This window comes from Oscillatoria sp. FACHB-1406, assembly GCF_014698145.1.
In the GTDB taxonomy this organism is placed as follows: Bacteria; Cyanobacteriota; Cyanobacteriia; order Cyanobacteriales; family Spirulinaceae; genus FACHB-1406.
This window is the reverse complement of record NZ_JACJSM010000003.1, coordinates 1-23,988: the sequence shown is the minus strand read 5'-3', so window position 1 is coordinate 23,988 and position 23,988 is coordinate 1. Positions and strand designations below refer to the sequence as shown.

The window sequence follows — 23,988 nt, the reverse complement described above, 5'->3', positions numbered from 1 at the left end:
CTCGCTCCTCAGTCGCCATAATCCTGTGTTAAAGTGAGACTTAGGCAATCTCTACAATTGTCTTTCCCGTTGGCTTAAATAGTAGTAATATGGTGAATCCAAAACGCGGATTGGTTCTCGGCGCGACGGCTCTAGTTTTAACAACTGTCGCGGTTACGGGAGCAGGACTTCATCTTTCGCAAAGTCAAGCCTTCTTTAGCGAAAGCCCTAAAGAATTAGTTGATGAGGTTTGGCAGATTGTCAATCGTCAGTACGTTGACGGAACTTTCAATCAAGTAGACTGGCGAGGGATTCGGAATGAATATTTAAATAAGAACTACGGCAATCAACAAGAAGCTTACGACGCGATTCGGGAAATGCTCGGCAAGTTGGAAGACCCCTACACGCGCTTCATGAATCCCGATGAATTTAAGAGTATGCAGATCGATACGTCGGGAGAACTGACGGGAGTCGGAATTCAGATTGCTAAGGATGAAGAGAGCGATCGCTTAATTGTCATCGCGCCGATAGAAGACAGTCCCGCTTACGCGGCGGGGGTTTTAGCCCGCGACCTCATCGTCAAAATTGACGGAACCGATACGAAGGGGATGGATGTTAACGATGCGGTTAACAAGATTCGCGGAGAAGAAGGGACAAAAGTGACCCTGACGATTAAACGCGGCACTCGCGAAATTGACTACCCGATTACTCGCAAACGCATCGAAATTCATCCGGTACGCGCTCGGGCCGAAAAAACAGATTTGGGCGAGGTGGGTTATATTCGCCTCAACCAATTTAGCGCGAATGCTGCGGCTGAAATGCGCAGCGCGATCGAGAAGTTCGAGCAGGAAAATGTCGTGGGCTACGTTCTCGATTTGCGCTCTAATCCGGGCGGATTGCTCTACGCGAGCGTGGAAATTGCTCGGATGTGGCTTAAGGAAGGCGCGATAGTCTCCACTGTCAACCGCGAAGGCGAAGTAGACCGAGAGCAAGCGACCAGTCGCGCTCTCACCGATAAACCTTTGGTGATTCTTGTCGATGGTGGGTCGGCGAGTGCTAGCGAAATTCTTTCAGGCGCGCTTCAGGATAATAAACGGGCGGTTTTGGTGGGAACGCAAACATTTGGTAAGGGGTTAGTTCAGTCCGTGCGCCGCCTAGGGGATGGTTCGGGTTTGGCAGTGACAATTGCGAAGTACCTGACTCCGAGCGGTCGCGATATTAATAAGGAAGGGATTCCGCCCGATGTCGTCTTTGAGTTGAGCGACGAGCAACGCAAAGCATTACAGCTAGATCGCGATGGGATTGGTACGGGAAAAGACCCTCAATTTGTCAAGGCGCTCGAAGTTCTCAATCAGCAAGTTTTACTCCGACGCGGCGTGCAAGCCGGAAATTCCTCGCGTTAGTTAGCCGCTTCTCGGCAGGGTGCTATCTTTTTCTCCCCCTAAAAAAACTCGGGTTCGAGCCTGCGATGCTTGAATTTTCCTCCCCTCAGTTAAGGTGAGAAGATTTCGCGCGATCGCTAGTTTAGACTCGTTTGAGTTTTAAGCTTGACAAAGATTGCTAAAAATGGTATGTCAAAAAAACAAAAATTTTTTTCGTTTTTATTGCGAATAATTACTATTTACCGTTATACTCAAAGTAGGTTAATCAAGAAGTTCTTGGGTTTTAGAGGCAATGCTCGTGCAAGGATTGCCATTCCCGCAAAGAATTGCTCTTGCAATATTTAATAGAAACGGCTGAATTACGCTTTTAAAGCATGAATTCCCTACATTCTGAACTGCATTCCCCGCAAATCGTAGAATTGCGAGGCAGGGAACGCTGGCAAATTTATCGCCGCTTGCAGGAACTCGATATTCCCTGTCGGTGCGCTGCTAGCAAGCCGTTGCGAATCGAGGTTCGCAATAGCTATATCGCAATTCAACTCTGGTGCGTCATCCGCAACTTAACAGCGAGCGATCGCGAGTTACGAACTCGGCTCGAGCGTTGCTGGGAACAATCGTAGATAAGAATTGACAATTAATCTCAAGGAGGCTTAGAAAAAATGTTGACAGCGGAAGCAGAGAGATTGCAGTTTGCTTGCACCGGACAATTGCTCGACTTCATCGTTCAAGACAAATTTAAAGTCAAATATTTGCGCGTCGTTCTCTCGGGACGAGAACACTGGGTAAAACTCTCCAAGCAAGCCAGAAAAACGCTAGATTCCGCCCTTGTTCCCGGATGTTGGCTCGAGATCGTCGGACGCAAAAAAATTTGTAAAAAAACGGGTCAAAGTCAGCTAAAAGCTGATTTTGTGCAACGAATTCCAGCACCGAGTGCGCCCGAAACTCCCGCCTGCGTTCCCCAAGCGCGAAGCGTGAAAGCGGAAACCCCCAAAACCAAAATTTTGGTTTGTAAAAAATCAGATTGTGCCAAGCAGGGTGGAGAGGCCGTGTGTGGAGCGATCGCGCGCTACCTTCGCGATTACGGTTTAGAAGATAGTGTGGAAGTCAAAATGACGGGCTGCCTCAAACAATGCAAAAAAGGTCCTAACCTCGTCGTTATGCCCGATAAAACTCATTACACTAAGATCGCCCCCCGCGAAATTCCTGCCCTCCTGGACAAACATTGCCGCGAGCGTCAAGAAACCCCCACCGCAACTCGAACCTTAGTCGGCGCATATCAGAGCTAATGCCCCTTAAAATTGATAAAGAGGGCGCGAGAACTGCACACGAGCGATCGTCAACGCTGTAGCGTCCAGTGCGTGTTGTGAGCGCTCTCGAATGAATATCTTAATTGTTGAAGACGAACCCGAAATCGCTACCCTCATTCAGAAAACCCTCGAACGCGAAGGATTTTCTTGCCATATCGATCGCGATGGACTTAATGCCCTAGAAACGTTCCAAAACCTGCAACCCGACTTAATTATTCTCGATCTCATGTTGCCGGGATTGGATGGGTTAGAAGTCTGCACGCGCATTCGTCAGAAGTCCAATATTAAAGATCCTTATATCCTCATGCTTACCGCCCGGGGCGAAGAAATCGATCGCGTCATCGGACTTTCCACCGGCGCAGACGACTACCTCGTCAAACCCTTCTCCCCGAGAGAACTCGTCGCCCGCGTGCGTGCCTTGCTGCGACGTAGTTTGCGCCAAAGCGAGCAGAGTCAAATCTTACAAACTCAACATTTCACTCTCGATCTCGACAAGCATATTGCCTCTCGTTCCCTCGAGGAAGACACCGCAGAACCGCTCGATTTAACCACTTTAGAATTTAACTTGCTCGCTACGATGATTGCTTCGCCCGGTCGCGTTTGGAGTCGTACCCAATTGATCGATAAACTTTGGGGGAACGATTTTTTTGGCGACGAACGAGTCGTCGATACGCATATTCGACGGTTGCGCAAAAAAGTCGAACCCGATGCAGCGAATCCAAGCTTTATTAAAACTGTAGTGGGCGTGGGCTATAAGTTTGAAGACAGTTGAATCGCGATCGATCGGGCAATTTCTCGATCGTTGACAAACGATTGCCATAAGATCAACATCTGCACGCCATCAATAGCGGCTAATCTCAACGTAATGAGTTTGGAAAATACGACTGATGTTTAAATACTCCGAACAATATTTCGAGGCATTTCAAGCCGTTGGTCAGGCAAGCATTATTTGTTTTAGTTTTCCGGTTAGTGCTTTTCCAGCCCCTATCGTTCCGCTGAAGGAACCTAAACTGCGGATGACGCTTACATTACCCCCTGACTATCAGATGTAAGCTCGCTCCAAAAAAGCTGTTCCGATCTTGGCTTCCACCGTGCCTAGGTATTCTTTTGCTTTGAAATCCTCATCGCGGAAGCGAGCAAAAACTCAAAAACCCCTAAGATCAGAAAGAGAACCGACGACTTGCCGTGTTTCGTCTCGGTTCCCTCACTGGTTCGCTCCTCACACCTCCAGAATATAATCGCTATTTTGAGGGGTGTCAAGTCTTTTTTTGAAATAAAAAAAACTGGGACTAATTTTAAAGTTCTGTTAAAGGTGGGATGCCTATCTCGTTCAAAAGACAGTCGATCGCGGTGCGAGTTGCCGCGAGTAGTCCGAGGCGAGCGATCGCTAAATCAGGGGCATCCCGTTTGACTTCGCCCCAAATACGGCAAGCGCGATCGCACTCTAATAGGGCTTCGCTTAAGGATAAAGCGAGTTTGAGACAATTCGCATTCGAGACTCCCGCAAGCACATCCGCCACTTCCGTCAACCGCCAGATTAATTGCTGTTCGGCGGGATGCTGCAAGCTTAGGGTTGCGCCATTCTCAGCCGAAGTTAGCCAGGGAATGGGCTGAGGATGCAGCCATCGTCCTTTCGATGCTTCAAACTCGATAATCTTATCTCGATGCCCCGATCGCAATAACGAACAGCAGCGCGCCCGCGCATACTGCACCGGAAAGACAGAAGCAATCAACCCCCTCTCTCCCTCTCCCTCTCTCCCCCTCTCCCCCTCTCCTTCGAGCCATTTCTGCAACCACTCAGCCAGATTGCGATCGCGCAACTGAAATTCCAGTAATCCTCCCTCAATGGCACGCCCGATAAAGGGACAATTGTCCGCATTTTCAACGAAACGAGCGCATAGTTTTCGGGCGATCGCGTCAGCCGATTCCCCCTCGCGAGCGGCAAGTTCTAGCGAAAGCGCGCTGCGATAGGCAATTCCAGACCGGCGATCGAGGCGGTATAACGCGATGCGTCCCGGTGCGATCGCATTCTGGATGAGGAACACAGATAAGTATTGCTGAAGCTCTTGTTGAATGGAATGCAATTGTCTAAAACTCTGAATAGAAATACCAAAAAGCGCGTATTGTTTGATACCTTGTATAGGATGTTCTCTAGATAAGGCTCGATCCTTAAGTGGCATTTTCGCCTATGCAGTCCTCATCGTCTCCAACAGATGCATCTAGACCTTTCTTGACGTGGCAACGGATCATCGATTGGGCGCAAGCTCACTACCGCGATCGCGCCTTTGCCAAAGACGAGCGCGTCCCCGCAAGACCGGGCTTACTCTACCTCGTTCAGCGCGGTGCCGTGCGCCTCGTTGGGACTTCGCAGTTGAGCGCTGCGGTGGATGACGGTGAAGAGGAAACCGCTACATCCGTCGTTGAAGACGCTTTCTTGGGTTTTGTTGGCGCGGGATACCCCTTTGAAATTGTCGCCCAATCGCCCTTCGCTCTGCAAGCCTACGCCCACACCGAACAAACATCGGTGATTTGGATGTATTGGCACGATCTCGACAATTGGCCGCATTTTCGTAAAGAAGTTTTAGATGCTTTTCGCTATCAACACCAGCGCAAATTGTTGTGGTTGAGTACCCTCGGACAGCGGCGCACCATCGATCGCCTGCTCGGATTTATTACGCTGTTAGTCGAAGAATACGGCGAATCTACCGAGCAAGGTTACTGTTTGCCTTACTCGCTCACGCACGCACAAATTGGCAGCGCCATCGGTTCGACGCGGGTGACGGTGACTCGTCTAATGGGCAAACTGCGGCAGCAAGGATTGGTTTTAGTAGAGGGGGATAATTTAATTTGTTTGCCCCATTCAGCACAAATTAATAAACCGGAAACGAGCGTTTCGGACGTTTAACTTCAGTTATGCCCGAATTGCCCGAAGTTGAAACTGTTTGTCGGGGTTTAAACGAGTTAACGCGCGATCGCGCGATCGCGGGCGGTGAAGTCTTATTACCCCGTACTATCGCCTATCCCGATTCCATTACATCTTTTTTAGCTGGAGTGACGGGAGTTACAATCGCGCGATGGCATCGACGCGGTAAATATTTACTCGCCGAACTCCAGCCCGAGGGCGGTTGGTTGGGCGTTCACCTGCGGATGACGGGGCAGTTATTGTGGACGAAACAAACTGCACCCCTCCAGAAACACGCTCGCGTTCGCCTCTTTTTTAACCAGGGGCAAGAATTGCGCTTTGTCGATACGCGCACCTTCGGCAAAATGTGGTGGGTTCCGCCCCACTTTCCACCCGAAGCAATTATTGCGGGGTTGCAAACATTGGGAGTCGAACCCTTCAGCGCGGAATTTACCCCCGACTATTTGGCTGAGAAACTTAGAAAAAGCCAGCGTCCGATTAAAACTGCCCTCCTCGATCAAAGCGTTCTTGCTGGATTGGGGAATATTTATGCCGATGAAGCCCTGTTTTTAAGCGGAATTCGTCCCGACGCGATCGCATCTCGCCTTTCCCCCCAACAACTCCAACACCTCCACCGCGCTATTATTGAAGTTTTGCAAACTTCTATTGACAAAGGCGGCACGACCTTTAGCGATTTTCTTAATCCGCTCGGAGTCAACGGCAACTATGGCGGTGTAGCATGGGTCTATGGACGCACGCGCCAACCTTGTCGCCGCTGCCAAACGCCTATCGAACGTCTGAAACTTGCCGGACGCTCGACGCATTATTGTCCGCAGTGCCAAAATTAAAGACAGAATTCTCGATTTTGCGACCAGCAATGGGAATTCTAAGTCTAGAAGGAGGAACATGAGCAATGAGCTAAAGTTTTTGATTGTTGTGTTAGCAATTTGCCTTGCGATCGCGGGAATTTGGGGGCAAGCTTTCTTAAGATACCGACGCAGAGAACGGCTAAAGCGAAAAATATTTCCCCCTTACTGGATTGCCATCCTTGAAGATCGCTTTCCGCTGTATCAATGCTTGCCTGAACCTCTAAAAAGAAAACTCCAAAGCTACATTCAAGTCTTTTTAGCTGAAAAAAACTTTATTGGCTGTAACGGCTTGCAAATAACGGATGAAATCAAACTCGCGATCGCCTCTCCGGCTTGTTTGCTCTTACTTCACGAGCGCGCCGACTACTTCGCTCCCTTAAAAGATATTTTTGTTTACCCAACTGCTTTTCTCTCGCCCTCTATTTCTCCTTTCGGAGATTCCTACCTCGAAAGTGTAGAAGCCAAAAGTGGCGAATCTTGGCAAAAAGGACTGGTGGTTCTGTCCTGGGAACATATCGAACGAGATCGCCTTCACTGGCAAGATGGACATCATGTTATTTTACATGAATTCGCCCACCAACTCGACCAAGAAAACGGCGCTGCTAACGGCGTACCCACCTTAGAAAATAAAGCTGCCTACTCCCAATGGTCAAAAGTTTTAAGTCGCGAATATCGTCAACTGTGTTCCCAAGTCGAGCGGGGACAGAAAACCGCGATCGATGAGTACGGTGCTACTAATCCTGCCGAATTTTTTGCGGTAGCGACAGAAACTTTCTTTGAAAAGCCCAATGCTTTAAAAGCAGCACATCCCGAACTTTACGAGGAGCTAAAATCTTACTATAAACTGGATCCTAGTTTTTGGCTAGAAACGCATTTCAAGGCTGCATTCTAATTGCCTGATTTTTTCTCGATCTTCTCAACCCGTTAAGTAGGTTGACGAAAATAACCTTAACTTAAAGAGGGCGGGTTTTGACTGCTGAATTCATCTCATAGCAAGGGTTTTAGCTAAACCCGCCCCAAAGCAATCCGATCGCACTTTTTTGACACCCTCCTACTTACTCAAATGACGATTAAAAAAAAATCTTCTCAACTCCCCTTCAAAAAAATTGGCATATCTTTATTGATTATTGCGAGTTTAGTATTACTTTATCCCCTCGTTCGACCGCGACCGCAACTTCGTCGCGTCCCCTATAGCTTCTTCTTATTGCAAGTTAAAGCGGGTAAAGTTGAATCGGTAGGCGTTTCAGAAAACCTAATTGTTTTCCAACTGAAGCCGGAAGGAAATAGTAAGCAAGGTGTAGTGTTATCAACGCCGCCGATCGAAGATTTAGAACTCCCCGAACGCCTCGAAAAACAGGGAGTCAAAGTTCAATTTATTTACACACCGCCGCCTAAAAATAAATGGTTGGGAACCTTATTAAGTTGGATCGTTCCTTCCTTAATTGTCGTTGGCGGGTTCCAATATTTACGCAATCGAGAAAATTCCCAAGATAAGCAATCGCTTGCCTTCGGGAAGAGTAAGGCGAAAGTTTACATCGAAGGACAATCGGAGAAAATTACGTTTGCTGATGTCGCGGGCGTAGAAGAAGCTAAAGTCGAACTGCAAGAAATTGTCGAATTCCTAAAAAACCCCGATCGCTTTACCCAAATCGGCGCGAGAATTCCTAAAGGCGTATTATTAGTTGGCCCGCCGGGAACGGGAAAAACACTGCTAGCTAAAGCCGTTGCGGGCGAAGCGGGAGTCTCATTTTTTAGTATCTCTGCCTCGGAATTTGTCGAACTATTTGTGGGGACAGGAGCAGCAAGGGTACGGGATTTATTCGAGCAGGCGAAACAGAAAGCACCTTGTATTATTTTTATCGATGAATTAGACGCGATCGGCAAATCTCGTAACAGCGGTGCTACGAGCGGTAGCAACGACGAACGGGAACAAACCCTCAACCAACTGCTTACAGAAATGGATGGTTTTGGGGTAGGCGATGCTACCGTTATCGTTCTAGCAGCAACTAATCGCCCCGAAGCTTTAGATGCTGCTTTGTTGCGTCCGGGACGCTTCGATCGCCAAGTTCTTGTCGATCGCCCGGATTTCGACGGACGCTTGAAAATTTTGGAAGTTTACGCGCGCAAAGTTAAATTGGGAGAAGATATTAACTTAAAAGAGATTGCGACGCAAACCTCCGGTTTTGCCGGTGCAGATTTAGCGAATTTAGTCAATGAAGCGGCTTTATTAGCAGCTAGAGAGCGGCGAACTACGGTATCGCAAAGGGATTTTAAAGAAGCGATCGAACGAGTCATTATCGGTTTAGAAAGGAAAAGCCGCGTTCTCAGCGAGAAGGAGAAAAAAATCGTCGCTTATCACGAAGTCGGACACGCTTTAGTCGGCGCTTTGATGCCGGGAGGAACGAAAGTGGCGAAAATTTCTATCGTTCCGCGCGGAAGCGGTGCGCTGGGGTATATGTTAGCGATGCCCGAAGAAGATCGCTTTTTGCTTGATGAGGCAGATTTACGCGATAAAATTGCCACTTTGTTAGGCGGGCGCGCTGCCGAAGCGATTATTTTTGGGAAGGTGACAACGGGCGCATCGGACGACTTGCAACGGGCGACAAATTTAGCCGAGCGTATGGTGACAAGTTATGGTATGAGTCGCGTTTTAGGGCCGCTAGCTTACGATCGCGCGCCAACCAATAATTTTTTAGGCAATGAGGGGGGAAATTTGCGCCGCGCCCTGAGTGAAAAAACGGCAGAAGCGATCGATGTGGAAGTGAAAGAAATTGTCGAGCGGGCATACGAGCAGGCGTTAGAGATATTAAAAGTTAATCGAGAGTTGTTAGAGGAGATCGCGCAGCAACTGATGAAAACTGAGGTTATTGAAGGGGAAGCGTTGCAAACTTATCTCGCTCGCACTCGCTCGGTTTCGCAATAATTAAGAATTGTAAATTTGCGTTTCAATGGGCTATATTTTTGCAGGAATAGACCCAATATATCGTAATATCAATCTTAGAAGATCGGTAAAAGCTAAACCGAATCAATTCTGCACATGAAAATTAAGCAAGTACCCCAGTATCGGGAACTATTTCATTTAGTTCTTGAAAATCGCGGCGAGCAAATAGCGAACTATTTTGCTGAAGAAGTAATTTCTAAGTTTGTTTATTTAAGGGTGGAAGCTCGAGAATTATGGAATTCTTCTTTAAGTTTTTTAGCAAAAGCCGAAGAGATAACAGGGTTTCCTTTTCATTTGAATGAAAAAAACCGATTGCACGCTCTCGATGGAATCATTGCGGCTGAAGTTTTAGGACTTTCGGTTCCAGCGAGAGCTTCTGCAATAAAAGCCTTCTGTCTTTACTACTTATCGGTTCACATTATCGATGATTTCATTGAGGATACGAACAAGTTTGCTTCGGCTTTTACTTACTCCAAATCAAAAAACTATTATCCCACCGAGACCGAAATAAATGCCTCAATGGTAGGCTTTATTTTTCATGTCCATATGGCAATTACTCGGATATTAGAAGAAGAACCGGGACAATTCCTGCCGAAGCAGATCGTTAAGTTGCAAACCTTAGTCTCTTGCAGTCTATCGAGCCAAATCAAATGCTTCCTGATGGAAAAAGATGCTAACTTAACGACGGAGGATATTTTTGCTCTCAAACAGACTCATGTTTCGGCAGAAGCAACCAGTTTAATTGCTGATTTTCTTCAAGTCGAAGACCGGCTCGATCGCGAGCAATCGAGCTATTTCAAAGAAGTTCTGCGTTCTTTAGGCTCTCTGACTCAATTTACAGATGACTTAAGGGACTATGAAGATGATAAAGCGAAGGGGAACAGTAACCTTTTAGTATCGATGGAAAAACTCGATCGCAAAGGAGCAGTCGAGAAACTGGCAGACTGCTACCTTCAAGAAGAAGAGAAAATGAAAAAAATGTTGCAACTCAGCGGCGTTTCGAGCAACGAAGAGCTTCTGCTTGCTGTTCCCTGGTATCCTTTTTTCTTAAAGGAGCTAATCTGAAACCCTTGCAGTCACTCGCTTGGGTATTGCTTCAACTGTAGACCTATAGCGATCGCGGCTAGCAATCTTAAGATAATGAGGTAGCAGAACTCGAGGTGCGCAATGACTCAACGGCACGCCACTTATCATCCCTTAGAATGTCGTCCGGATAGTTACCAGGCTTGGTATCAACAGGCGCGATTATTGCGCTTTCGGAAGGATTACGACGAAGCGCTCTACAGTTACGAGCGCGCCTTGTTGTATTATCCTGGGGCTTACGCGGCTTGGTACGAGCGCGGCTTAACCCTCGAGGCGCTAAGGCAATACGAACAAGCTGCCCAAAGTTACGAGCGCGCCGCCCAACTTCGCCCTCAAGATTATTGGGCTTGGTACAATCAAGGCTGCGTTGCCCTCGAAGAACTCCAAGATTACAAGCGGGCGATCGCTTGTTTCCAGCAAGCATTGCTCCTGCGCCCAGAGGACTACTGGAGTCGATATCGTCAGGGAGAATCATTCCGAAAGCTGGGCAAGTTCGATGGCGCGATCGCTTGCTACGATAAGCTATTAGCCGCGCACCCCAATGACTACTGGGCTTGGTATCGTCGGGGCGATGCGTTACGAGAAGCAGGTTATTTAGAATTAGCACTGACTTGCTACGAAAATGCCTTAATCGTGCGATCGCAGGATTATTGGAGCTTGTACCGCCAGGGACAAATCTTACGCGCTTTAGGACGTATTGAATCGGCCCTGCAATGCCTTCACTACGCAGTGACGGTTCGCCCGGAAACCGAGCTAGCGTGGTACGAGCGCGCCTGCTGTTACGCGCAGTACGGTGACTTAGCCGGAACGATTAGCAGTTTAGAACGCGCGATCGAACTAAACCGCGATCGCTATACCCTAGCCGCCCGCTCGGAACCGAGTTTTAACAAGCTACGGCAGCATCAATGGTTTGCAAGTTTACTAACAGCTTAACTCGCTCTCTAGCGCCATTCCGCTTTCAAATACCCAAAATCGACTCCGCGCATTCGTCCGTCAGGCAATATCGCACCGCACAGATACGCGCCATCTAGCAACCCCTCATCGATCTTAGCTCCCAGCAAGTTCGCCCCGCTTAAATTTGTCCCGGTAAAGTTTGCCCCCTGCAAGTTTGCGCCTTGCAAATTTGCCCAGCACATTTCTGAATTCCTTAAATCCGCCCCAGATAGATTAGCCCCCTCCAAATTGACTCCCGGCAAACAGGTTCCGCTTAAATCTTTCCCAGACAGGTTAACGCCCGCCATAATAGGATACGCGCCCGCTGCTTGCGGATCGAAGCCGACAGGAAAGACGGTATGCGGTCCGTAAAGCGCTCGGTTTAACGCAACTTTTTCTAAATTCGCCGTGCTTAAATCCGCTTCATAGAGATAGCTGCAACTGAGATTTGCGCCTTTTAAATCAGCGCTCTCAAAACTCGCTCCCATCAAGCTCGCTCCGAGGAGGATTGCCCCCGTCAGTTTTGCGCCGACTAAATTGCTTCCAATCAGGCGGGCAGTACACAGATTAGCATCCGTAAAGTCGGCTCCGGTTAATTCGGCTAAGCTGAAATCGGCACACAAGGCGTTAGCTCGAATTAAATCCGCCCCCGCGAGAGTGACTCTCCGTAAGTCTGCGGTTTCGAGGTTAGCATCGGTGAGGTTGGCTTCTTCAAGGGTACAGGAGGTAAGGTGCGTACCGACTAAATTGGCTTGACTGAAGTCTGCTTGCATGAAGTCCGCACCGCTGAAATTCATTCCGCTCAGGTCGATCGCTCGCAGTTGCAGATATCCAAAAAATCGGACTCCCGCTCGATACTTTTGCAAGAGTTCTTCAGAGTTCATTGCGATTTTGGCTGGGAAAGGGGTAAGTCATGCCGTTACGAGGGATTTATAGCGTTTTTTTGATGGCGAGGAGGATAAACTTTTTATTGAGATCCCGGTTTAAAAACAGTCCATTACCCTCGGTATACTCCTATTTTAAGACCCACATCGCGCGCGCGATCGCAGCCTTGTTTGAGAAGTTGCCCGCTCGTAGCACTAACGCTATTACGTGCCGTCTTTTGACAGAACTGGGCCTTCCTTTGACAATAAAGCCGTGTTGTCGAGCGGGAGAAAAACTTTTAACCTCCTCGCTGATGGGGTTTGCTCACTCAATGATTCTGATGAACGCTAAGTTAGGTCGAGCGATGGCGGGTTTGCTCTTAATCTTGCTAATAGCGATCGCGCTTCTCCCAGCCGCGAGTTCTGCGGCAACGCTTTCAACTTCAATCAGGGTGCGGGATGGGTTGCGAGTGGGGGGGCAATCAATGCAACGGGGAGATGTCGATCGCGCTTTCGCTGATTTCTCGCGCGCCCTCGAGTCGGAGCGGCAACAGGCTGCCGATCGCAGCAATCGCTGTTTGACTGATTTGCAGCGATCGGATTACGAGCGGGCGCGTCAAGATTGCACCGCCGCTCTAGAAGTCTTCCCCAACAATCGCGAAGCTTACCTGAACCGAGGTTTAGCCGCTTACTATCAAGGCGATTTCGAGGCGGCGATCGCGGATTACAATCGCGTTATTCAACTTCAACCTTCCGATCTGCGTGCTTACTACAATCGCGCTTTAGTTGCCTTCGACAGTGGCAATTATTTAAGTGCAATTGCAGATTACAATCGCGCTTTAACTCAAAGCTTTCCCGCCGATGCGGTAACGCTAACCAGTATTTACAACGAACGCGGCTTAGCGCTGGCCCAGTTGAGAAATATTGAGGGCGCGATCGCGGACTTCTCTCTCGCAATTCGCCTTAATCCTAAGAATGCCCTGGCTTACTACAATCGTGCCTTGACTCAACAGCAACGGCAGCAATATCGAGCCGCGATCGCCGATTTTTCCCTCGCTCTGTACCATCAACCCAATCTCGCTTCAGCCTATATCAATCGCGGCTTGTCGCGCGATCGCCTCGGTCAGCATCGAGCCGCCCTCCAAGACTTGCATCTCGCTTGTCAGTGTTTGTACCAACAAGGGCAAACGTCCGCCGCAGAACGAGTTAAAACTCTCATGCTTCAATTAAGAAGAACTTCCTTTTGGCCGCTTATTGTTTAATTTTACCCTTAATTGTAAAACTTAAGTTTATGCAATTTAATCTCCTCTTTACTGCTTTTATTCTGGTCAGCACGACTTTAGTTTCTCCCACTTTTATCGATTCAGTTAAAGCGAAAGCGCTGGTCGCTTCTGAGATTAAAATGACAAACAAAGAAGGGCATCATGGCGATAGCGAACATTCTCACGGGATGCGCGACATTCCTCACGGTCAACCCGTTCCCCGCGTCGATTTAATCGTCCATCCCGATGAAAAAATCGGCTGGAATCTCGAAATTCGCCTCGAAAACTTTCGCTTTGCCCCCGAACGAGTCAATATCGATAGTTCCACGGTTGAAGGACACGCTCATCTGTTCGTTAACGGACAAAAAGTGACTCGCCTCTATAGTAACTGGTATTATTTGCCCGAACTGCCCTCGGGACGCAATGAAATCAAAGTTTCTCTCAATACCAACCAGCACGAAATGTTAATGCACGACGGAAAAGAGATCGCGGCTACAGCAATAATTAACGTGCCATAAAGGGGCTAGGTTGAAGAAACTCGAAAGGCTCGCAACCTAAAGCTCCAGTAATTTTGCGATAGATTGGTCAGATCGAACTTCGACGGGCGATAATAAACTTAGGGACAAGCAACGTTAAATTGTTGTAAGATTTGTCCGAAACCGTGAAATCATGCCTAAACCCTGCTTGTGCCGAGCAGGTGAGATAATCTTCAAGAATGTAAATCGGGGTACGAGGTCGAAGAGCGCTCGTGCCGGAAAATTAGGAGCCACGAGGAAGCACTACGCCCGCGATTGGGTTTGTATCCCCGACTCTGGTGCGTGCCGTTAGGAGGGCGTTTGACTCAAGTTTGCCAACATTTGGAGAGTCCCTGCTTTTTGCCTTCGTAACGAGCGAGACGCAATAGTAGCCCTTTCTTACATCTCCGCGAGCCTTTTCCGGGCAAATCCGGTACGATCCTTTGGCTCAAATTGCATCTGTCTCAACCATTTCAGAGTTCCGTACAGTTAAGCGGTGCGATGAATGGCAAGCCTCCAGTCCGAACGAAGCTAGTTTAACTTCTAGCCCCGTCGCAAGAGCTAATCGGCACCTTGAAGGCTAGAAGAAAACTCGATTGAAGCTCAATTCACGAACGTTAGTTTAAGTGCTTTTTTATGCTATCTCTTGACAGACCGCAGAGTCCGACGAGTGACGAATTAACTTGTACAACACGAATTCTGGTCGTAGAAGATGAAGAATTAATTAGAGAAATGGTGGTAATGGCTCTTCAAGAGCAAGGGTTTGAAGTCGTGACAGCAGCAGACGGCCATACCGCCTTAAGTCGGCTGCAAAATCAAAATACTGAGTCAGCACCCGCGTTTCCCCCTATCGACTTAATAATTTTAGATCTGATGCTGCCTCAAGTTAACGGTCTCGATATCTGTCGTTTACTGCGCTATCAAGGCAACACAGTACCCATTTTAATTCTCAGTGCTAAAGCCAGCGAAACCGATCGCGTTTTGGGCTTGGAAGTGGGGGCAGATGATTACCTCACTAAACCCTTTAGTATGCAGGAATTAGTGGCTCGCTGCCGCGCGTTGCTTCGCCGCCAGCGTTTCACCGCGCAGCCTCAATCTTCCACCTTACAATATCGAGATATTACTCTTTTTCCCTCGGAGTGTCGCGTAACCGTGCGCGATCGCGAAGTAAACCTTTCCCCAAAAGAATTTCGCCTTCTCGAACTATTTATGAGCTATCCTCGACGGGTTTGGTCGCGGGAACACCTGATCGATCGCATCTGGGAAGCTGATTTTTTAGGCGACACGAAAACCGTAGACGTACACATTCGCTGGTTGCGCGAAAAACTTGAAGACGATCCCAGTAAGCCCAAATATATCGTCACCGTGCGCGGCTTTGGCTATCGCTTCGGCTAAACCAATCTTTAATTATAGCATATCGGCAGGTTTCAGGGGATTGAACCCCTCAATCTGCCGCGCCTTCCTCCCGTCGCTCAACCCGCAGCAACGACTTCATAAACAAAATCAAAGGTCGCCCAAGCGTTAACGTTGAGGGCGCAAACATCCGTCGGCGTTCCTACCCAGTCAACCGGAACTGTACTCGCATCGTGCAAATCTTGGAGAACGGCTCGAGCAACTTCGACGGGGTTAGGGAGCTTGCGCAATTGCTCGCCAGTCCCCGGCGCATCGGGAACAGCAGCCAGCGCTTCCAAAGTTTTGGAAAAAGGAGCAATGGAAACGATCGCGTAAAATTCGGTTATTCCAACTGCATCAGGAACCGTCCAAGGGGTATTAGCGTTTTGCGGTAGCGTCAGAGGGGTTCCGGGTTCGATCGCGATGGGGAGCGGTTTAGAGCTATTATCGATCGTCTTTGTCGAATAAAGCGCGATCGGCTCTTTACGCGCGTTCAATCCGAACAACAGGAAGTACACCGGGCGATCGCTAAAATTGTCAATGACGTATTGAAGGCGCGTCCCGACGGTTATTTGCGGCTCTCGATCGTTAAGCGGGACAACTTGGGGCGGCGGAACGCGCAGCGAGCGCCTAGAGGAGCGTTCGAGCCAAGGTTGCGCCTGCGGTTCGGTCCCCATTAACTGCACTCGCACTTCCAATCGCGAGGAGTCTTCATTCAAGGTCAAACGCCATAACTTCTCTGCCAGTAAAGTATGCAGTTTCGGTTTGAGGCGATCGACTGCCGATGCAATCGCTTCTCCCGGCGCGCCCAAGGTATTGGGTAGGGAGATGCGCCCGATGGTCAACAGTTCGTATCCTCGCCCGCTCGGTACGGGATTCGCTGCGCCCTCCGGTGGGGATACTACCGCATTCAACGCGCCGCCCTTACCAAATAAACAATCAGCCATTTGTTCTCCAGCCGCACCAACTGAAGCTATCCCCGCTACATTTGACAGAGCGCTCGTCGCATCAACGCGCTCGATTCGTTCCAAATCCCCCGCCAGCGCCACAATTAATCCAACATTACGCGGTAGGATGCGGATTTGTTCTCGGGCTAAGAGTCCGGGCTGCAAGGAATGTCCTTCCGGTAGCGTCGAGTTCATGACTTTTGCCGCTGCAATCAGTCCGACGCGCGATCGCACTTGGATGGGAATGGCGAGCGAGGGCGCGGAAACGGTTTTGGGAGTGTCTGAGGTTTCTGAGGGCGATCGGAGATCGAGCAGCAGGCGCGAGTTCGGTTGATAGTAGGCCAGCACGTTGGAGGGCAACCCGGCGAGTTGCAAGCGCACTATCGTATCGTTATCTTCTAGGGATAGGACTACGCCTTCTGCTCCCATTGGTTCCGCCGCTGGAACGAAGTAGGTGGGGGGTAAGGGTTCGGAGGGTTCTGGAACCAGCGCTCGGGGGTTCTGCGCGGTGATGCGGCGGATGCGATCGTGCGTGCGTTCTAGCGTCACGTAAAGCGTGCTAGGAGATGTCGTTTCCCAAAGCGATTGGACGAGGGTATAGGTGAACAAACCGGCGTTAAATCCGTCCCATTGCACCTCCAGTGCGGCTTCGGACTCTGCGGCGGCTAAGAGCGCGGTTGCTGCCGAGCGATGCAATGTTTGCGACAGTTTGAGGTTGCTTTTTAACTGGGTTTGAAAGGCTAATTCTTGCGGGCTGGGACTTTCAGCGACGGGAACCAACGGAGAGCGCGATCGCAAATTTCCGTGCAGTAATTGTCCGGTTTGACGATAGCTCGTATCCAAAACAAAGGTTACTTGGCGCGTGGCTAGCGATCGCCCCAACAAAGCTAACGTTTCCCACAGCAACTCGTTATTCGCCGGTTCTCCTTTGGTCGGTAGCAGTCCGTCTACGGGTAATAAACTGTTCGTCCAGCGTTCCGATTCCGACTCGGTTAGCGCTGGCATTTTTACTCGGTTGCCGTAACCGCTGAAGTGGAAAACTACCGTATCCCCTTCCTTTGCTTGCTCGATCAAATGTTCGACGAAGGCGGTTTCTATTGCTTCGCGCGTTGCAGAGCGATCGCTCAACGCCAGCACATCTGAGCGATGAAACCCCAACCGCCCTACTAATAGTTCTCGCTGCAATTCGATATCCATTAAGCAACCCGCAAGATTTTTACTAAACGGGTAGCGATCGATCCCAACCAAAAGTGCTAGCTTGCGACCTCGGGGGGTTGACAGCGCTTGGAGGTAAGAATTGCTTGTTTTGCTGGGAACGTTCGTAGGTTTCAGATCCGTTCCCAAGGCTAGCAGTGAAAAGCCAGCTTGTTGCAAAAAATGCCGCCGCGTCAGTCCCATATGCGATTTACAGGGTACAGGGTACAGGGTACACGCTACGGGGTACGGCGTGCTAGTCGTTGGCCAACATTTTCTCGGAAGAAGGGAGCTATCGCAAGGGGGTGAGGGAAGGAAGGTGAGCATCGAGAGTTGAGGATGGAGAAATCAGCAGCTAGCGAACGTTAGCGATCGCTGACAACTGCCCATCATTCACTAGATTTTCACGAGGGTTTGCTACTTTACCACTTATCGATTGCTTACAGTCTTTCCCCAAGCCGCATATCGCTTGGGGATTTTTGTGCGCTGCAATCCGTTGTCGGATTGGGGGTTTGAAGCTTTTCTCTCTTCCTAGGCGACCGGAATCGAACAAAACTTTATATTCATTAGGGCGTTTCTCTCACTTACTATTAACTTTAATTTCAGATATTTTGCTCCCCCAAAAACAGTGCTAGATTAAATAGAGAAGCTTAAATTCTTCCCTTGACAGATGACCCTAAAGCGGGTTAATTCAAATTAGTAAAGAGGTCAAAATACTGTTTCCTTTTCTATCTGTCTTGTTAACCCTCCAAAACAGCAACCTACCAGAAAGCTACGATTTCCTCTAACTGAATTTCATGGGAGCAACGCGATGGAATGTTTCATTCCGGCTGGCTCTGAGAAATAGATCGATTAAAGCGAGGAAAAGTTTAGCAAGTCTAGACAGGTTGCTGTTTTTGGCATTGAAAACCCGATCGGTAATTGGAGAGAAGAGGGGCGGGACAAGCGAGTAACAAATAGCCCCAAATAACCAGCGAATCAGCCTTACTGACACAGCCCCTCCGCTCGAGTCTCGCGCAGGAGGCGAGCGTAAGTTTCCGCAGGACGATCGCCGAGATGATCTTCGGCAATGCGATCGGTTCCGGCGGCAAAATCGATGGAGAATAAGCCAAAACGCGGCGTATAAGAACCCCATTCATAATTATCAGTCAGCGACCAGTGCATATAACCGGCAAGGGGAACGCCTTCGCGTAGCAAGCGCTGAATTTGTTCGATATGCGCTTTCAAAAACTCGCTGCGGCGGATGCGATCGCGCCGATGGGCTGCAATGCTATTATCCGGTTTGCGGCGCAAAGCCATACCATTCTCAGCAATTAAAATCGCGCGATCGCGAAATGCCTTCGCATAATACGAACAGAAAAAATGCAGTCCTTCCGGTAACGTTCGCCAATCCCACCATTTACTGGTAATCCCACTCATCAACCAGCCGCGAAAATCCTTCACTTCAAACTCAAAGTCGGAAAACAGCGGCAGGCGAAAACTGTGGGCTAAAAATGGATCGTAATAATCGATCGCGACATAATCAAACACTTGCGGATATCGAGAACGTTCCACCTCACTCAGATAGCGAGTGAAATGTTTGCCATCGAAAGCGCGACGACCGAATCCGTGCGCCAACCAACGCACAAATCGACCGATTTGGTAAGGAATATCCCGACGAAACGGCAAATTCGCCGCCCGCAACGCCGCCTCTAACTCCTTCGCGCTCTCTTCGGCATAATCGCGAAATTCCTTCGCTTTAATTCCCTTTTCCCCCAAATCTAGTAAATCCCAAATCGCCTTATCCAACCAATAGAGATCGCTGCAATAAGTATTAAGCGAAATCTGGGGCGGATGCCAACCTTCTGCCTCATAAATCTCGCGGATGCAGTGGTAAGCGCGAACGTGGGCGGCGAGGACGAGATCGTAAGCTTGCAGCGTCGCTTCCGTCCCCAACGTACCGCCGGGAAATTGACCGTTGAGATGGGTATTGGGAATGAGGACGTTGGGTTCGTTAATGGTAATGTACCAGCCGACGGGGGGTTGATGATGGCGATCGCACAAGCGGCGATTGACGTGCAAAACGCTGGTGCGGACGTACTCGATAAACATCTCGAGGGTCGCTTCCGACAGCCAGATGTCGTTCCCCAGCCACGCCGGATGGGTAAAATGATGCAAGGTGACGACGGGTTCGAGTCCGCGCGATCGGCAGGCAGCAATGCGATCGGCGTAAGCATCCAGTGCTGTAAAATCGAACTCGGGGGCAGGAGTCGCGCTGCTGCTGCTCGAAGGTTGAATGCGCGCCCATTCCCAGCCCATACGAAACGCATTCAGTCCCATCGCTTCGCACTGTCGGAAATCCTCATCGTAGCGCGACCAAAACTCTGCTGCCGCACCCGTTCGCATTACCTTACCTTGTTGTTCGATTTCCGCCCAATTATTTTGAGGCTGTCCGGGTTGATTGTAGCCGCCCTCGCTTTGATAGCCAGAGGTCGCCACGCCCCACAGAAAAGAATTTGACTTAGGTTCCATATCTTCAATTATATCCAGGACGGGCAGAGGTTGGATTGTGGTTTAAAAGGGGACTTTTTAGAGCCTTCTTTGTTCTTCAAACCGCAACAAATTAGTTTAATGTCGAGTTTACAGATAGCAAGTCAGCAGTTCCCCGACACGGATATATAGCAGTTTTTACATGGATGAGGTACACCCAGCGGGCGAATACCATTCGCCCCTACGGAGCGGCGTTTAATTTCGAGGTCGCCTCGAAATCCGCGCCCCTACCAATTTGATTTTTGGCACTGTACCTCACGCAAAGAAAAACGCTATAGCAGGTTTTAAATCACTGCTATACATTCAATCTCAACCCATACTCCTTTGGGGAGTCGAGGAACTTCAACGCAAGCACGCGCGGGGGCTGTTTCTTCGTCAAAATATTGCGAATACACTTGATTCATCGCCCCAAAATTTTCAAGATCGGTCAAAAAAACACTGGTTTTGACAACATCTTTAAACGTTGCTCCAGCCGCTTCGAGAATTGCTCCGATGTTCGCCATGACCTGTTGCGTTTGTTGGGTAATATCGCCCGCACCGACAACTTCGCCAGTCTCTGGATTTAAGGGAACTTGACCGGCAACAAAAATCATTTGTCCGCTGGCAGCAATCGCTTGATTGTAAGGACCAACCGGGGCAGGAGCGCGATCGGTTTTAATAACTTTTCGGGTCACGATATTAGCGAACAATAAATAGGGAATAATGAATATTTTAGCGCAAAGTGTTAACTTTTAGAAGCTCAATTTCTATTTATTCAAAATTCAAAATCGGCGAGGGGAACAAAACGCTCGCCATCAACCAAGCGCCCGACTAAAATTCGTTCTTCATTTTCAACCCAAGCATGAGCTTCTAGCTGTCCGCAGGCATTTTTCGCAACGCCGATGCGGAGTCGGGCGGGGTATCCTTGTCGGGCGAGTAAGGTTTGGGCGACGAGGGCGCGGTTGAGGCATTTCGCGCCGCCGGGAAGATTGCGACTAGCAGTTTCAACCGCCCAGAGGATTTTTTCAGCAGGTACGACGTATTTTGGCGTTGATTTTGAGAAAATTTTAGCTAACCAGCGGTGTAGCGTTTGAAAGGAAAACCGGGTTAATCCCAGTTTAACGATCGCGAGTAAGAAAGCCGCTTGTAGGAACAGGACGCGATCGCGCCCATTCAAACGCGCTAGCCGATATAATTTTTTCATCTCTCAACGACTCTTGTTCGCCGAACCCCAGCATCGCCCAACCGTTCCCCTCTCTTTTACCTATAGTGCCAGCATTCCCAAATTGTTGGAGGCGCTAAAGATTTCTCTATTGATTTCTGCTTACCAAGCGGGAAAATTAATCGTTCTGCGAGCGAAAGCCGGAGAACTCACTGCTATTGTACGCCACAGCGATCGCGTTATGGGCATTGCCGTTACCCCAGAAAAACTAGCCGTCGGCACTCGCAGCGCGATCTCTGTGTGGGAAAATTCCAGCCTGACAGGTTCCGAGTCAGAACGCTGTCAGGCTTGGTTTGTTCCCCATCCTCCTATTGTAACGGGCGACTTAGGCGTTCGTGAGGTGGCTTGGGGCGAAGAAACGTTATGGTTAACCAGCACTCGTTTTTCGGCATTATTTTCCTTAACGTTGAGAGACAACAGTTGCCCGATTATCAATACAAACGCTTTACTTCAATGCGACTGGCAACCGCCTTTTTTAATGAGTTTTGAAGCCGAAGATCGCTGCCATTTAAACGGAATTGCAATGGTTAACGGACAGCCTCAATACGTTACCGTGCTGGCGGCAACCGATGCCGTAGAGGGCTGGCGTAAAGATAAAATTAATGGAGGTTGCGCGATCGATGTTACTAGCGGCGAGATAGTAGCGCGAGGGTTTTCTATGCCGCATTCTCCGCGAGTTTACGATAATCGCCTTTGGTTGCTCGATTCCGGGAGAGGACGCTTAGTTATTGTCGATGCGGCAACCGGGCAGCATGATGTCGTGGCGGAGTTTCCCGGTTTTGCGCGAGGGTTAGCATTTTGCGATCGCTATGCCTTTGTCGGACTCTCAAAAATTCGCGATAGTACAACGTTTCGCGGACTTCCCATCGAACGACATCCACAAACTTTAGAATGTGCAGTTTGGGTTGTCAAAATTGATAGTGGAAAGGTTCTCGGTTCGATTAAATTTCAGTCGCATTGCAACGAGCTTTTTGACGTTCAAATCTTAGAAAATATTAGTCATCCGACTTTGTTATACAGTAAATTGTGAAATTCGAGCGGGTTGACGGTTCGGACTTCATTTCAATGAGCGTTTGCCAGCCAGTTTTGAGCTTCCTCAATTTGCGAGGGTTCAAAAGCTTTAACTTTGACACCGCTCGGAAAGAGAGAACCGAAGGCTTCTGTTAGCGATCGCATCCATATAGCATCGGCAACCAAAGCAGCATGAGTAAAATCGTTGAGATGAGCGAAACCAAAGCGGATATCTTTCCAAAGTGCGATCGGATCGATCCCTTCAAAATGTCGGACTTCCTCAAGCACCCGTAATTTATAATGCTTCTCCAAATCGATTTTTAATTGAGAAACGACCTCATTAAAATCCTCTTCAGTAATTTTACCTTCGACAACAATTTTAATAATATTATTGTCTGAATTTCTTTGATATTCAATCATTTTTTTAGTCCTGAATCTTTCAGCAGCAAAGATACAGCGCTACGCCATATTTTAGGACATTTGGCAAGGTGGGCAGCGCCCACCCATCAATACTTTCAGTTTTACAGACTTTGCCAAGAATGGCAGAGGCACGCTCCTCTAATGCCATCCTCGGAACATAGAACTGTACTTGCTCAATCCAATATATTAGGAGTTAGATGCAGGCATTTCAAAGATTTCTTTAAAAAAGTCTTGCATTGCCTGCCAAGAACGTCTGTCGGCCTTTGCATTATAAGCCGTCCCCTTCGACGGATCGTCACCCGCTTCCGGCTCGGTGAAACTGTGAACGGCATTACCGTACATCGTCATATGCCAGTCTACTTCCGCGTCGCGCATTTCTTGAACGAATGCTTGCACTTGTGCCGGGGGTACGAGGGGATCGTTCGCTCCGTGCAATACTAAAACTTTGCCCTGAATATTTTTTGCATCGGCGGGGTTAGGCGTGTCTAGATTGCCGTGAAAACTCACTACACCCGCAACCGGCGCACCGCTTCGCGCCAACTCTAGCACAGTGCCGCCGCCGAAACAGTAACCGATCGCGGTGATTTTGTCGTCCTCGACGAGGGGATGCTGTTGCAGGACTTGTAAACCCGCATTCGCGCGATCGCGCAGAAGCGGGCGGTTGCTGCGATAAATCCCCGCTTGTTTGCCCGCTTCCTCATTACTTTGTGGGCGAATCCCCTTACCATAAATATCAGCAGCAAAAGCAACGTAGCCCATTTCTGCTAGCTGACGCGCTCGCCGTTTTTCGTACTCGCCCAAACCCTTCCAAGCGTGAACAATCATCACGCCTGGACTAGGCTTATCGAGCTTATGATTATAGGCAAGGTAGCCTTCAAGAATGGTATTTCCTTGACGATACTCGACTGTCTCTGTATGGATGTTCTCCATTTCTGAGGCTGCTGTCGTGTGGGGATGGGTTACTTCTGAAACCGCTGGATGAAAAGATTCCAGGGCAAAGGAAAGCAGCAAGGGCAGGATAAATAAGGCAAGTAAGAATTTTTTCATCGCTTCGATAGATTCAGATCGCAATAACTAGCTATTTAGCTTACGCTGGATGCGGCGCGAGCGTCATCGAAAAATTGGGTCTGAGACCCCGTGCTTCTAGCACGGCTTTACAGAGACTATAGTACAATGTGAAACATGGAAAAAGCCTACCGCTACCGTTTTTACCCAACCTCCGAGCAAGAACAAATATTGCGCCGGACAATTGGATGCG

At 49.0% G+C, this 23,988-nt stretch carries 23 protein-coding genes; 15 read left to right on the top strand and 8 right to left on the bottom strand.

From position 1 onward, the window contains the following. Positions 1-89 precede the first annotated feature (89 nt). The 4 genes from ctpC to H6G50_RS04330 all read left to right on the top strand — a co-directional run bounded on the left by ctpC (position 90) and on the right by H6G50_RS04330 (position 3,440). Positions 90-1,382, top strand: a complete 1,293-nt coding sequence (ctpC, locus tag H6G50_RS04345) for a carboxyl-terminal processing protease CtpC (RefSeq protein WP_190713666.1) — start codon at positions 90-92, stop codon at positions 1,380-1,382. Between the two features lie 353 nt (positions 1,383-1,735). After that, positions 1,736-1,981, top strand: coding sequence for an Asr1405/Asl0597 family protein (locus tag H6G50_RS04340; RefSeq protein ID WP_190713665.1), 246 nt, complete (start codon positions 1,736-1,738; stop codon positions 1,979-1,981). Between the two features lie 39 nt (positions 1,982-2,020). Next, entirely contained in the window at positions 2,021-2,647 is a 627-nt protein-coding gene (locus H6G50_RS04335; RefSeq protein ID WP_190713664.1) for a (2Fe-2S) ferredoxin domain-containing protein, read from the top strand. A 91-nt stretch (positions 2,648-2,738) separates the two neighbouring features. Then, a complete protein-coding gene (locus H6G50_RS04330) occupies positions 2,739-3,440 on the top strand; it encodes a response regulator transcription factor (protein WP_190713662.1) in 702 nt (233 codons plus the stop codon). A gap of 523 nt (positions 3,441-3,963) precedes the next feature. On the opposite strand, the gene H6G50_RS04320 is transcribed toward H6G50_RS04330, so the two are convergent. Beyond that, positions 3,964-4,848 carry a DALR anticodon-binding domain-containing protein gene (locus H6G50_RS04320; protein ID WP_190713658.1) on the bottom strand — a complete coding sequence of 295 codons (885 nt, stop codon included), beginning with the start codon at positions 4,846-4,848 and terminating at the stop codon, positions 3,964-3,966. A gap of 8 nt (positions 4,849-4,856) precedes the next feature. Here H6G50_RS04320 and H6G50_RS04315 point away from each other — a divergent pair, with 8 nt between their 5' ends. From H6G50_RS04315 to H6G50_RS04290, 6 genes are all read left to right on the top strand, one after another. Further along, entirely contained in the window at positions 4,857-5,573 is a 717-nt protein-coding gene (locus H6G50_RS04315; protein WP_190713656.1) for a Crp/Fnr family transcriptional regulator, read from the top strand. Between the two features lie 8 nt (positions 5,574-5,581). Further along, positions 5,582-6,418 carry a DNA-formamidopyrimidine glycosylase gene (locus H6G50_RS04310; RefSeq protein WP_190713654.1) on the top strand — a complete coding sequence of 279 codons (837 nt, stop codon included), beginning with the start codon at positions 5,582-5,584 and terminating at the stop codon, positions 6,416-6,418. Positions 6,419-6,476: 58 nt separating this feature from the next. After that, the gene (locus tag H6G50_RS04305) at positions 6,477-7,331 is read left to right on the top strand and encodes a M90 family metallopeptidase (RefSeq protein WP_190713651.1); all 855 of its coding nucleotides are present in this window, start codon (positions 6,477-6,479) and stop codon (positions 7,329-7,331) included. A 171-nt stretch (positions 7,332-7,502) separates the two neighbouring features. Next, positions 7,503-9,362: an ATP-dependent zinc metalloprotease FtsH gene (gene ftsH / locus H6G50_RS04300; protein WP_190713649.1), complete on the top strand. Its 1,860-nt coding sequence runs from the start codon at positions 7,503-7,505 to the stop codon at positions 9,360-9,362. 114 nt (positions 9,363-9,476) lie between these two features. Further along, positions 9,477-10,445 carry a hypothetical protein gene (locus tag H6G50_RS04295; protein WP_190713647.1) on the top strand — a complete coding sequence of 323 codons (969 nt, stop codon included), beginning with the start codon at positions 9,477-9,479 and terminating at the stop codon, positions 10,443-10,445. Positions 10,446-10,547: 102 nt separating this feature from the next. Beyond that, positions 10,548-11,396 carry a tetratricopeptide repeat protein gene (locus tag H6G50_RS04290; RefSeq protein WP_190713645.1) on the top strand — a complete coding sequence of 283 codons (849 nt, stop codon included), beginning with the start codon at positions 10,548-10,550 and terminating at the stop codon, positions 11,394-11,396. Positions 11,397-11,404: 8 nt separating this feature from the next. Here the strand turns inward: H6G50_RS04290 and H6G50_RS04285 are convergent, their stop codons facing one another. After that, positions 11,405-12,280, bottom strand: coding sequence for a pentapeptide repeat-containing protein (locus H6G50_RS04285; RefSeq protein ID WP_190713643.1), 876 nt, complete (start codon positions 12,278-12,280; stop codon positions 11,405-11,407). A gap of 320 nt (positions 12,281-12,600) precedes the next feature. Between H6G50_RS04285 and H6G50_RS04280 the strand changes: the two genes are divergently transcribed. From H6G50_RS04280 to H6G50_RS04270, 3 genes are all read left to right on the top strand, one after another. Next, complete coding sequence (locus H6G50_RS04280) at positions 12,601-13,521, top strand: tetratricopeptide repeat protein (RefSeq protein WP_190713641.1); 921 nt, start codon at positions 12,601-12,603, stop codon at positions 13,519-13,521. Positions 13,522-13,550: 29 nt separating this feature from the next. Then, positions 13,551-14,039 carry a hypothetical protein gene (locus tag H6G50_RS04275; RefSeq protein ID WP_199302701.1) on the top strand — a complete coding sequence of 163 codons (489 nt, stop codon included), beginning with the start codon at positions 13,551-13,553 and terminating at the stop codon, positions 14,037-14,039. A gap of 633 nt (positions 14,040-14,672) precedes the next feature. Next, on the top strand, positions 14,673-15,431 hold the full coding sequence (locus H6G50_RS04270) for a response regulator transcription factor (protein WP_190713639.1): 759 nt from the start codon (positions 14,673-14,675) through the stop codon (positions 15,429-15,431). A gap of 77 nt (positions 15,432-15,508) precedes the next feature. Here the strand turns inward: H6G50_RS04270 and H6G50_RS04265 are convergent, their stop codons facing one another. From H6G50_RS04265 to H6G50_RS04250, 4 genes are all read right to left on the bottom strand, one after another. Then, complete coding sequence (locus tag H6G50_RS04265; protein WP_190713638.1) at positions 15,509-17,773, bottom strand: caspase family protein; 2,265 nt, start codon at positions 17,771-17,773, stop codon at positions 15,509-15,511. Between the two features lie 780 nt (positions 17,774-18,553). Continuing rightward, positions 18,554-20,080: a family 1 glycosylhydrolase gene (locus H6G50_RS04260; protein WP_190713636.1), complete on the bottom strand. Its 1,527-nt coding sequence runs from the start codon at positions 20,078-20,080 to the stop codon at positions 18,554-18,556. A 302-nt stretch (positions 20,081-20,382) separates the two neighbouring features. Then, positions 20,383-20,772 (bottom strand): Rid family detoxifying hydrolase, encoded by a 390-nt coding sequence (locus tag H6G50_RS04255; protein WP_190713635.1) that lies wholly within the window; start codon positions 20,770-20,772, stop codon positions 20,383-20,385. A gap of 80 nt (positions 20,773-20,852) precedes the next feature. Beyond that, a complete protein-coding gene (locus tag H6G50_RS04250) occupies positions 20,853-21,281 on the bottom strand; it encodes a lasso peptide biosynthesis B2 protein (RefSeq protein ID WP_190713634.1) in 429 nt (142 codons plus the stop codon). A gap of 13 nt (positions 21,282-21,294) precedes the next feature. Here H6G50_RS04250 and H6G50_RS04245 point away from each other — a divergent pair, with 13 nt between their 5' ends. Then, complete coding sequence (locus H6G50_RS04245; RefSeq protein ID WP_190713633.1) at positions 21,295-22,329, top strand: TIGR03032 family protein; 1,035 nt, start codon at positions 21,295-21,297, stop codon at positions 22,327-22,329. A 32-nt stretch (positions 22,330-22,361) separates the two neighbouring features. On the opposite strand, the gene H6G50_RS04240 is transcribed toward H6G50_RS04245, so the two are convergent. Further along, entirely contained in the window at positions 22,362-22,730 is a 369-nt protein-coding gene (locus tag H6G50_RS04240; RefSeq protein WP_190713632.1) for an STAS/SEC14 domain-containing protein, read from the bottom strand. A 186-nt stretch (positions 22,731-22,916) separates the two neighbouring features. Continuing rightward, positions 22,917-23,777, bottom strand: a complete 861-nt coding sequence (locus H6G50_RS04235) for a dienelactone hydrolase family protein (protein ID WP_190713631.1) — start codon at positions 23,775-23,777, stop codon at positions 22,917-22,919. A 135-nt stretch (positions 23,778-23,912) separates the two neighbouring features. Here H6G50_RS04235 and H6G50_RS04230 point away from each other — a divergent pair. Then, positions 23,913-23,988: helix-turn-helix domain-containing protein (locus H6G50_RS04230; protein WP_190712958.1), on the top strand; the 76-nt coding region annotated here is incomplete at its 3' end.

Excerpts from the sequence above, each read along its gene's own strand:
- H6G50_RS04315 (WP_190713656.1), top strand. The coding sequence starts at position 4,857 with ATGCAGTCCTCATCGTCTCCAACAGATGCATCTAGACCTTTCTTGACG.
- H6G50_RS04235 (WP_190713631.1), bottom strand. The coding sequence starts at position 23,777 with ATGAAAAAATTCTTACTTGCCTTATTTATCCTGCCCTTGCTGCTTTCC.
- ftsH (WP_190713649.1), top strand. The coding sequence starts at position 7,503 with ATGACGATTAAAAAAAAATCTTCTCAACTCCCCTTCAAAAAAATTGGC.
- H6G50_RS04250 (WP_190713634.1), bottom strand. The coding sequence starts at position 21,281 with ATGAAAAAATTATATCGGCTAGCGCGTTTGAATGGGCGCGATCGCGTC.
- H6G50_RS04280 (WP_190713641.1), top strand. The coding sequence starts at position 12,601 with ATGAACGCTAAGTTAGGTCGAGCGATGGCGGGTTTGCTCTTAATCTTG.
- H6G50_RS04320 (WP_190713658.1), bottom strand. The coding sequence starts at position 4,848 with ATGCCACTTAAGGATCGAGCCTTATCTAGAGAACATCCTATACAAGGT.
- H6G50_RS04335 (WP_190713664.1), top strand. The coding sequence starts at position 2,021 with ATGTTGACAGCGGAAGCAGAGAGATTGCAGTTTGCTTGCACCGGACAA.
- H6G50_RS04260 (WP_190713636.1), bottom strand. The coding sequence starts at position 20,080 with ATGGAACCTAAGTCAAATTCTTTTCTGTGGGGCGTGGCGACCTCTGGC.
- H6G50_RS04275 (WP_199302701.1), top strand. The coding sequence starts at position 13,551 with ATGCAATTTAATCTCCTCTTTACTGCTTTTATTCTGGTCAGCACGACT.
- H6G50_RS04340 (WP_190713665.1), top strand. The coding sequence starts at position 1,736 with ATGAATTCCCTACATTCTGAACTGCATTCCCCGCAAATCGTAGAATTG.
- H6G50_RS04295 (WP_190713647.1), top strand. The coding sequence starts at position 9,477 with ATGAAAATTAAGCAAGTACCCCAGTATCGGGAACTATTTCATTTAGTT.
- H6G50_RS04290 (WP_190713645.1), top strand. The coding sequence starts at position 10,548 with ATGACTCAACGGCACGCCACTTATCATCCCTTAGAATGTCGTCCGGAT.
- H6G50_RS04240 (WP_190713632.1), bottom strand. The coding sequence starts at position 22,730 with ATGATTGAATATCAAAGAAATTCAGACAATAATATTATTAAAATTGTT.
- H6G50_RS04265 (WP_190713638.1), bottom strand. The coding sequence starts at position 17,773 with ATGGGACTGACGCGGCGGCATTTTTTGCAACAAGCTGGCTTTTCACTG.
- H6G50_RS04270 (WP_190713639.1), top strand. The coding sequence starts at position 14,673 with ATGCTATCTCTTGACAGACCGCAGAGTCCGACGAGTGACGAATTAACT.
- H6G50_RS04310 (WP_190713654.1), top strand. The coding sequence starts at position 5,582 with ATGCCCGAATTGCCCGAAGTTGAAACTGTTTGTCGGGGTTTAAACGAG.
- H6G50_RS04330 (WP_190713662.1), top strand. The coding sequence starts at position 2,739 with ATGAATATCTTAATTGTTGAAGACGAACCCGAAATCGCTACCCTCATT.
- ctpC (WP_190713666.1), top strand. The coding sequence starts at position 90 with ATGGTGAATCCAAAACGCGGATTGGTTCTCGGCGCGACGGCTCTAGTT.
- H6G50_RS04305 (WP_190713651.1), top strand. The coding sequence starts at position 6,477 with ATGAGCAATGAGCTAAAGTTTTTGATTGTTGTGTTAGCAATTTGCCTT.
- H6G50_RS04285 (WP_190713643.1), bottom strand. The coding sequence starts at position 12,280 with ATGAACTCTGAAGAACTCTTGCAAAAGTATCGAGCGGGAGTCCGATTT.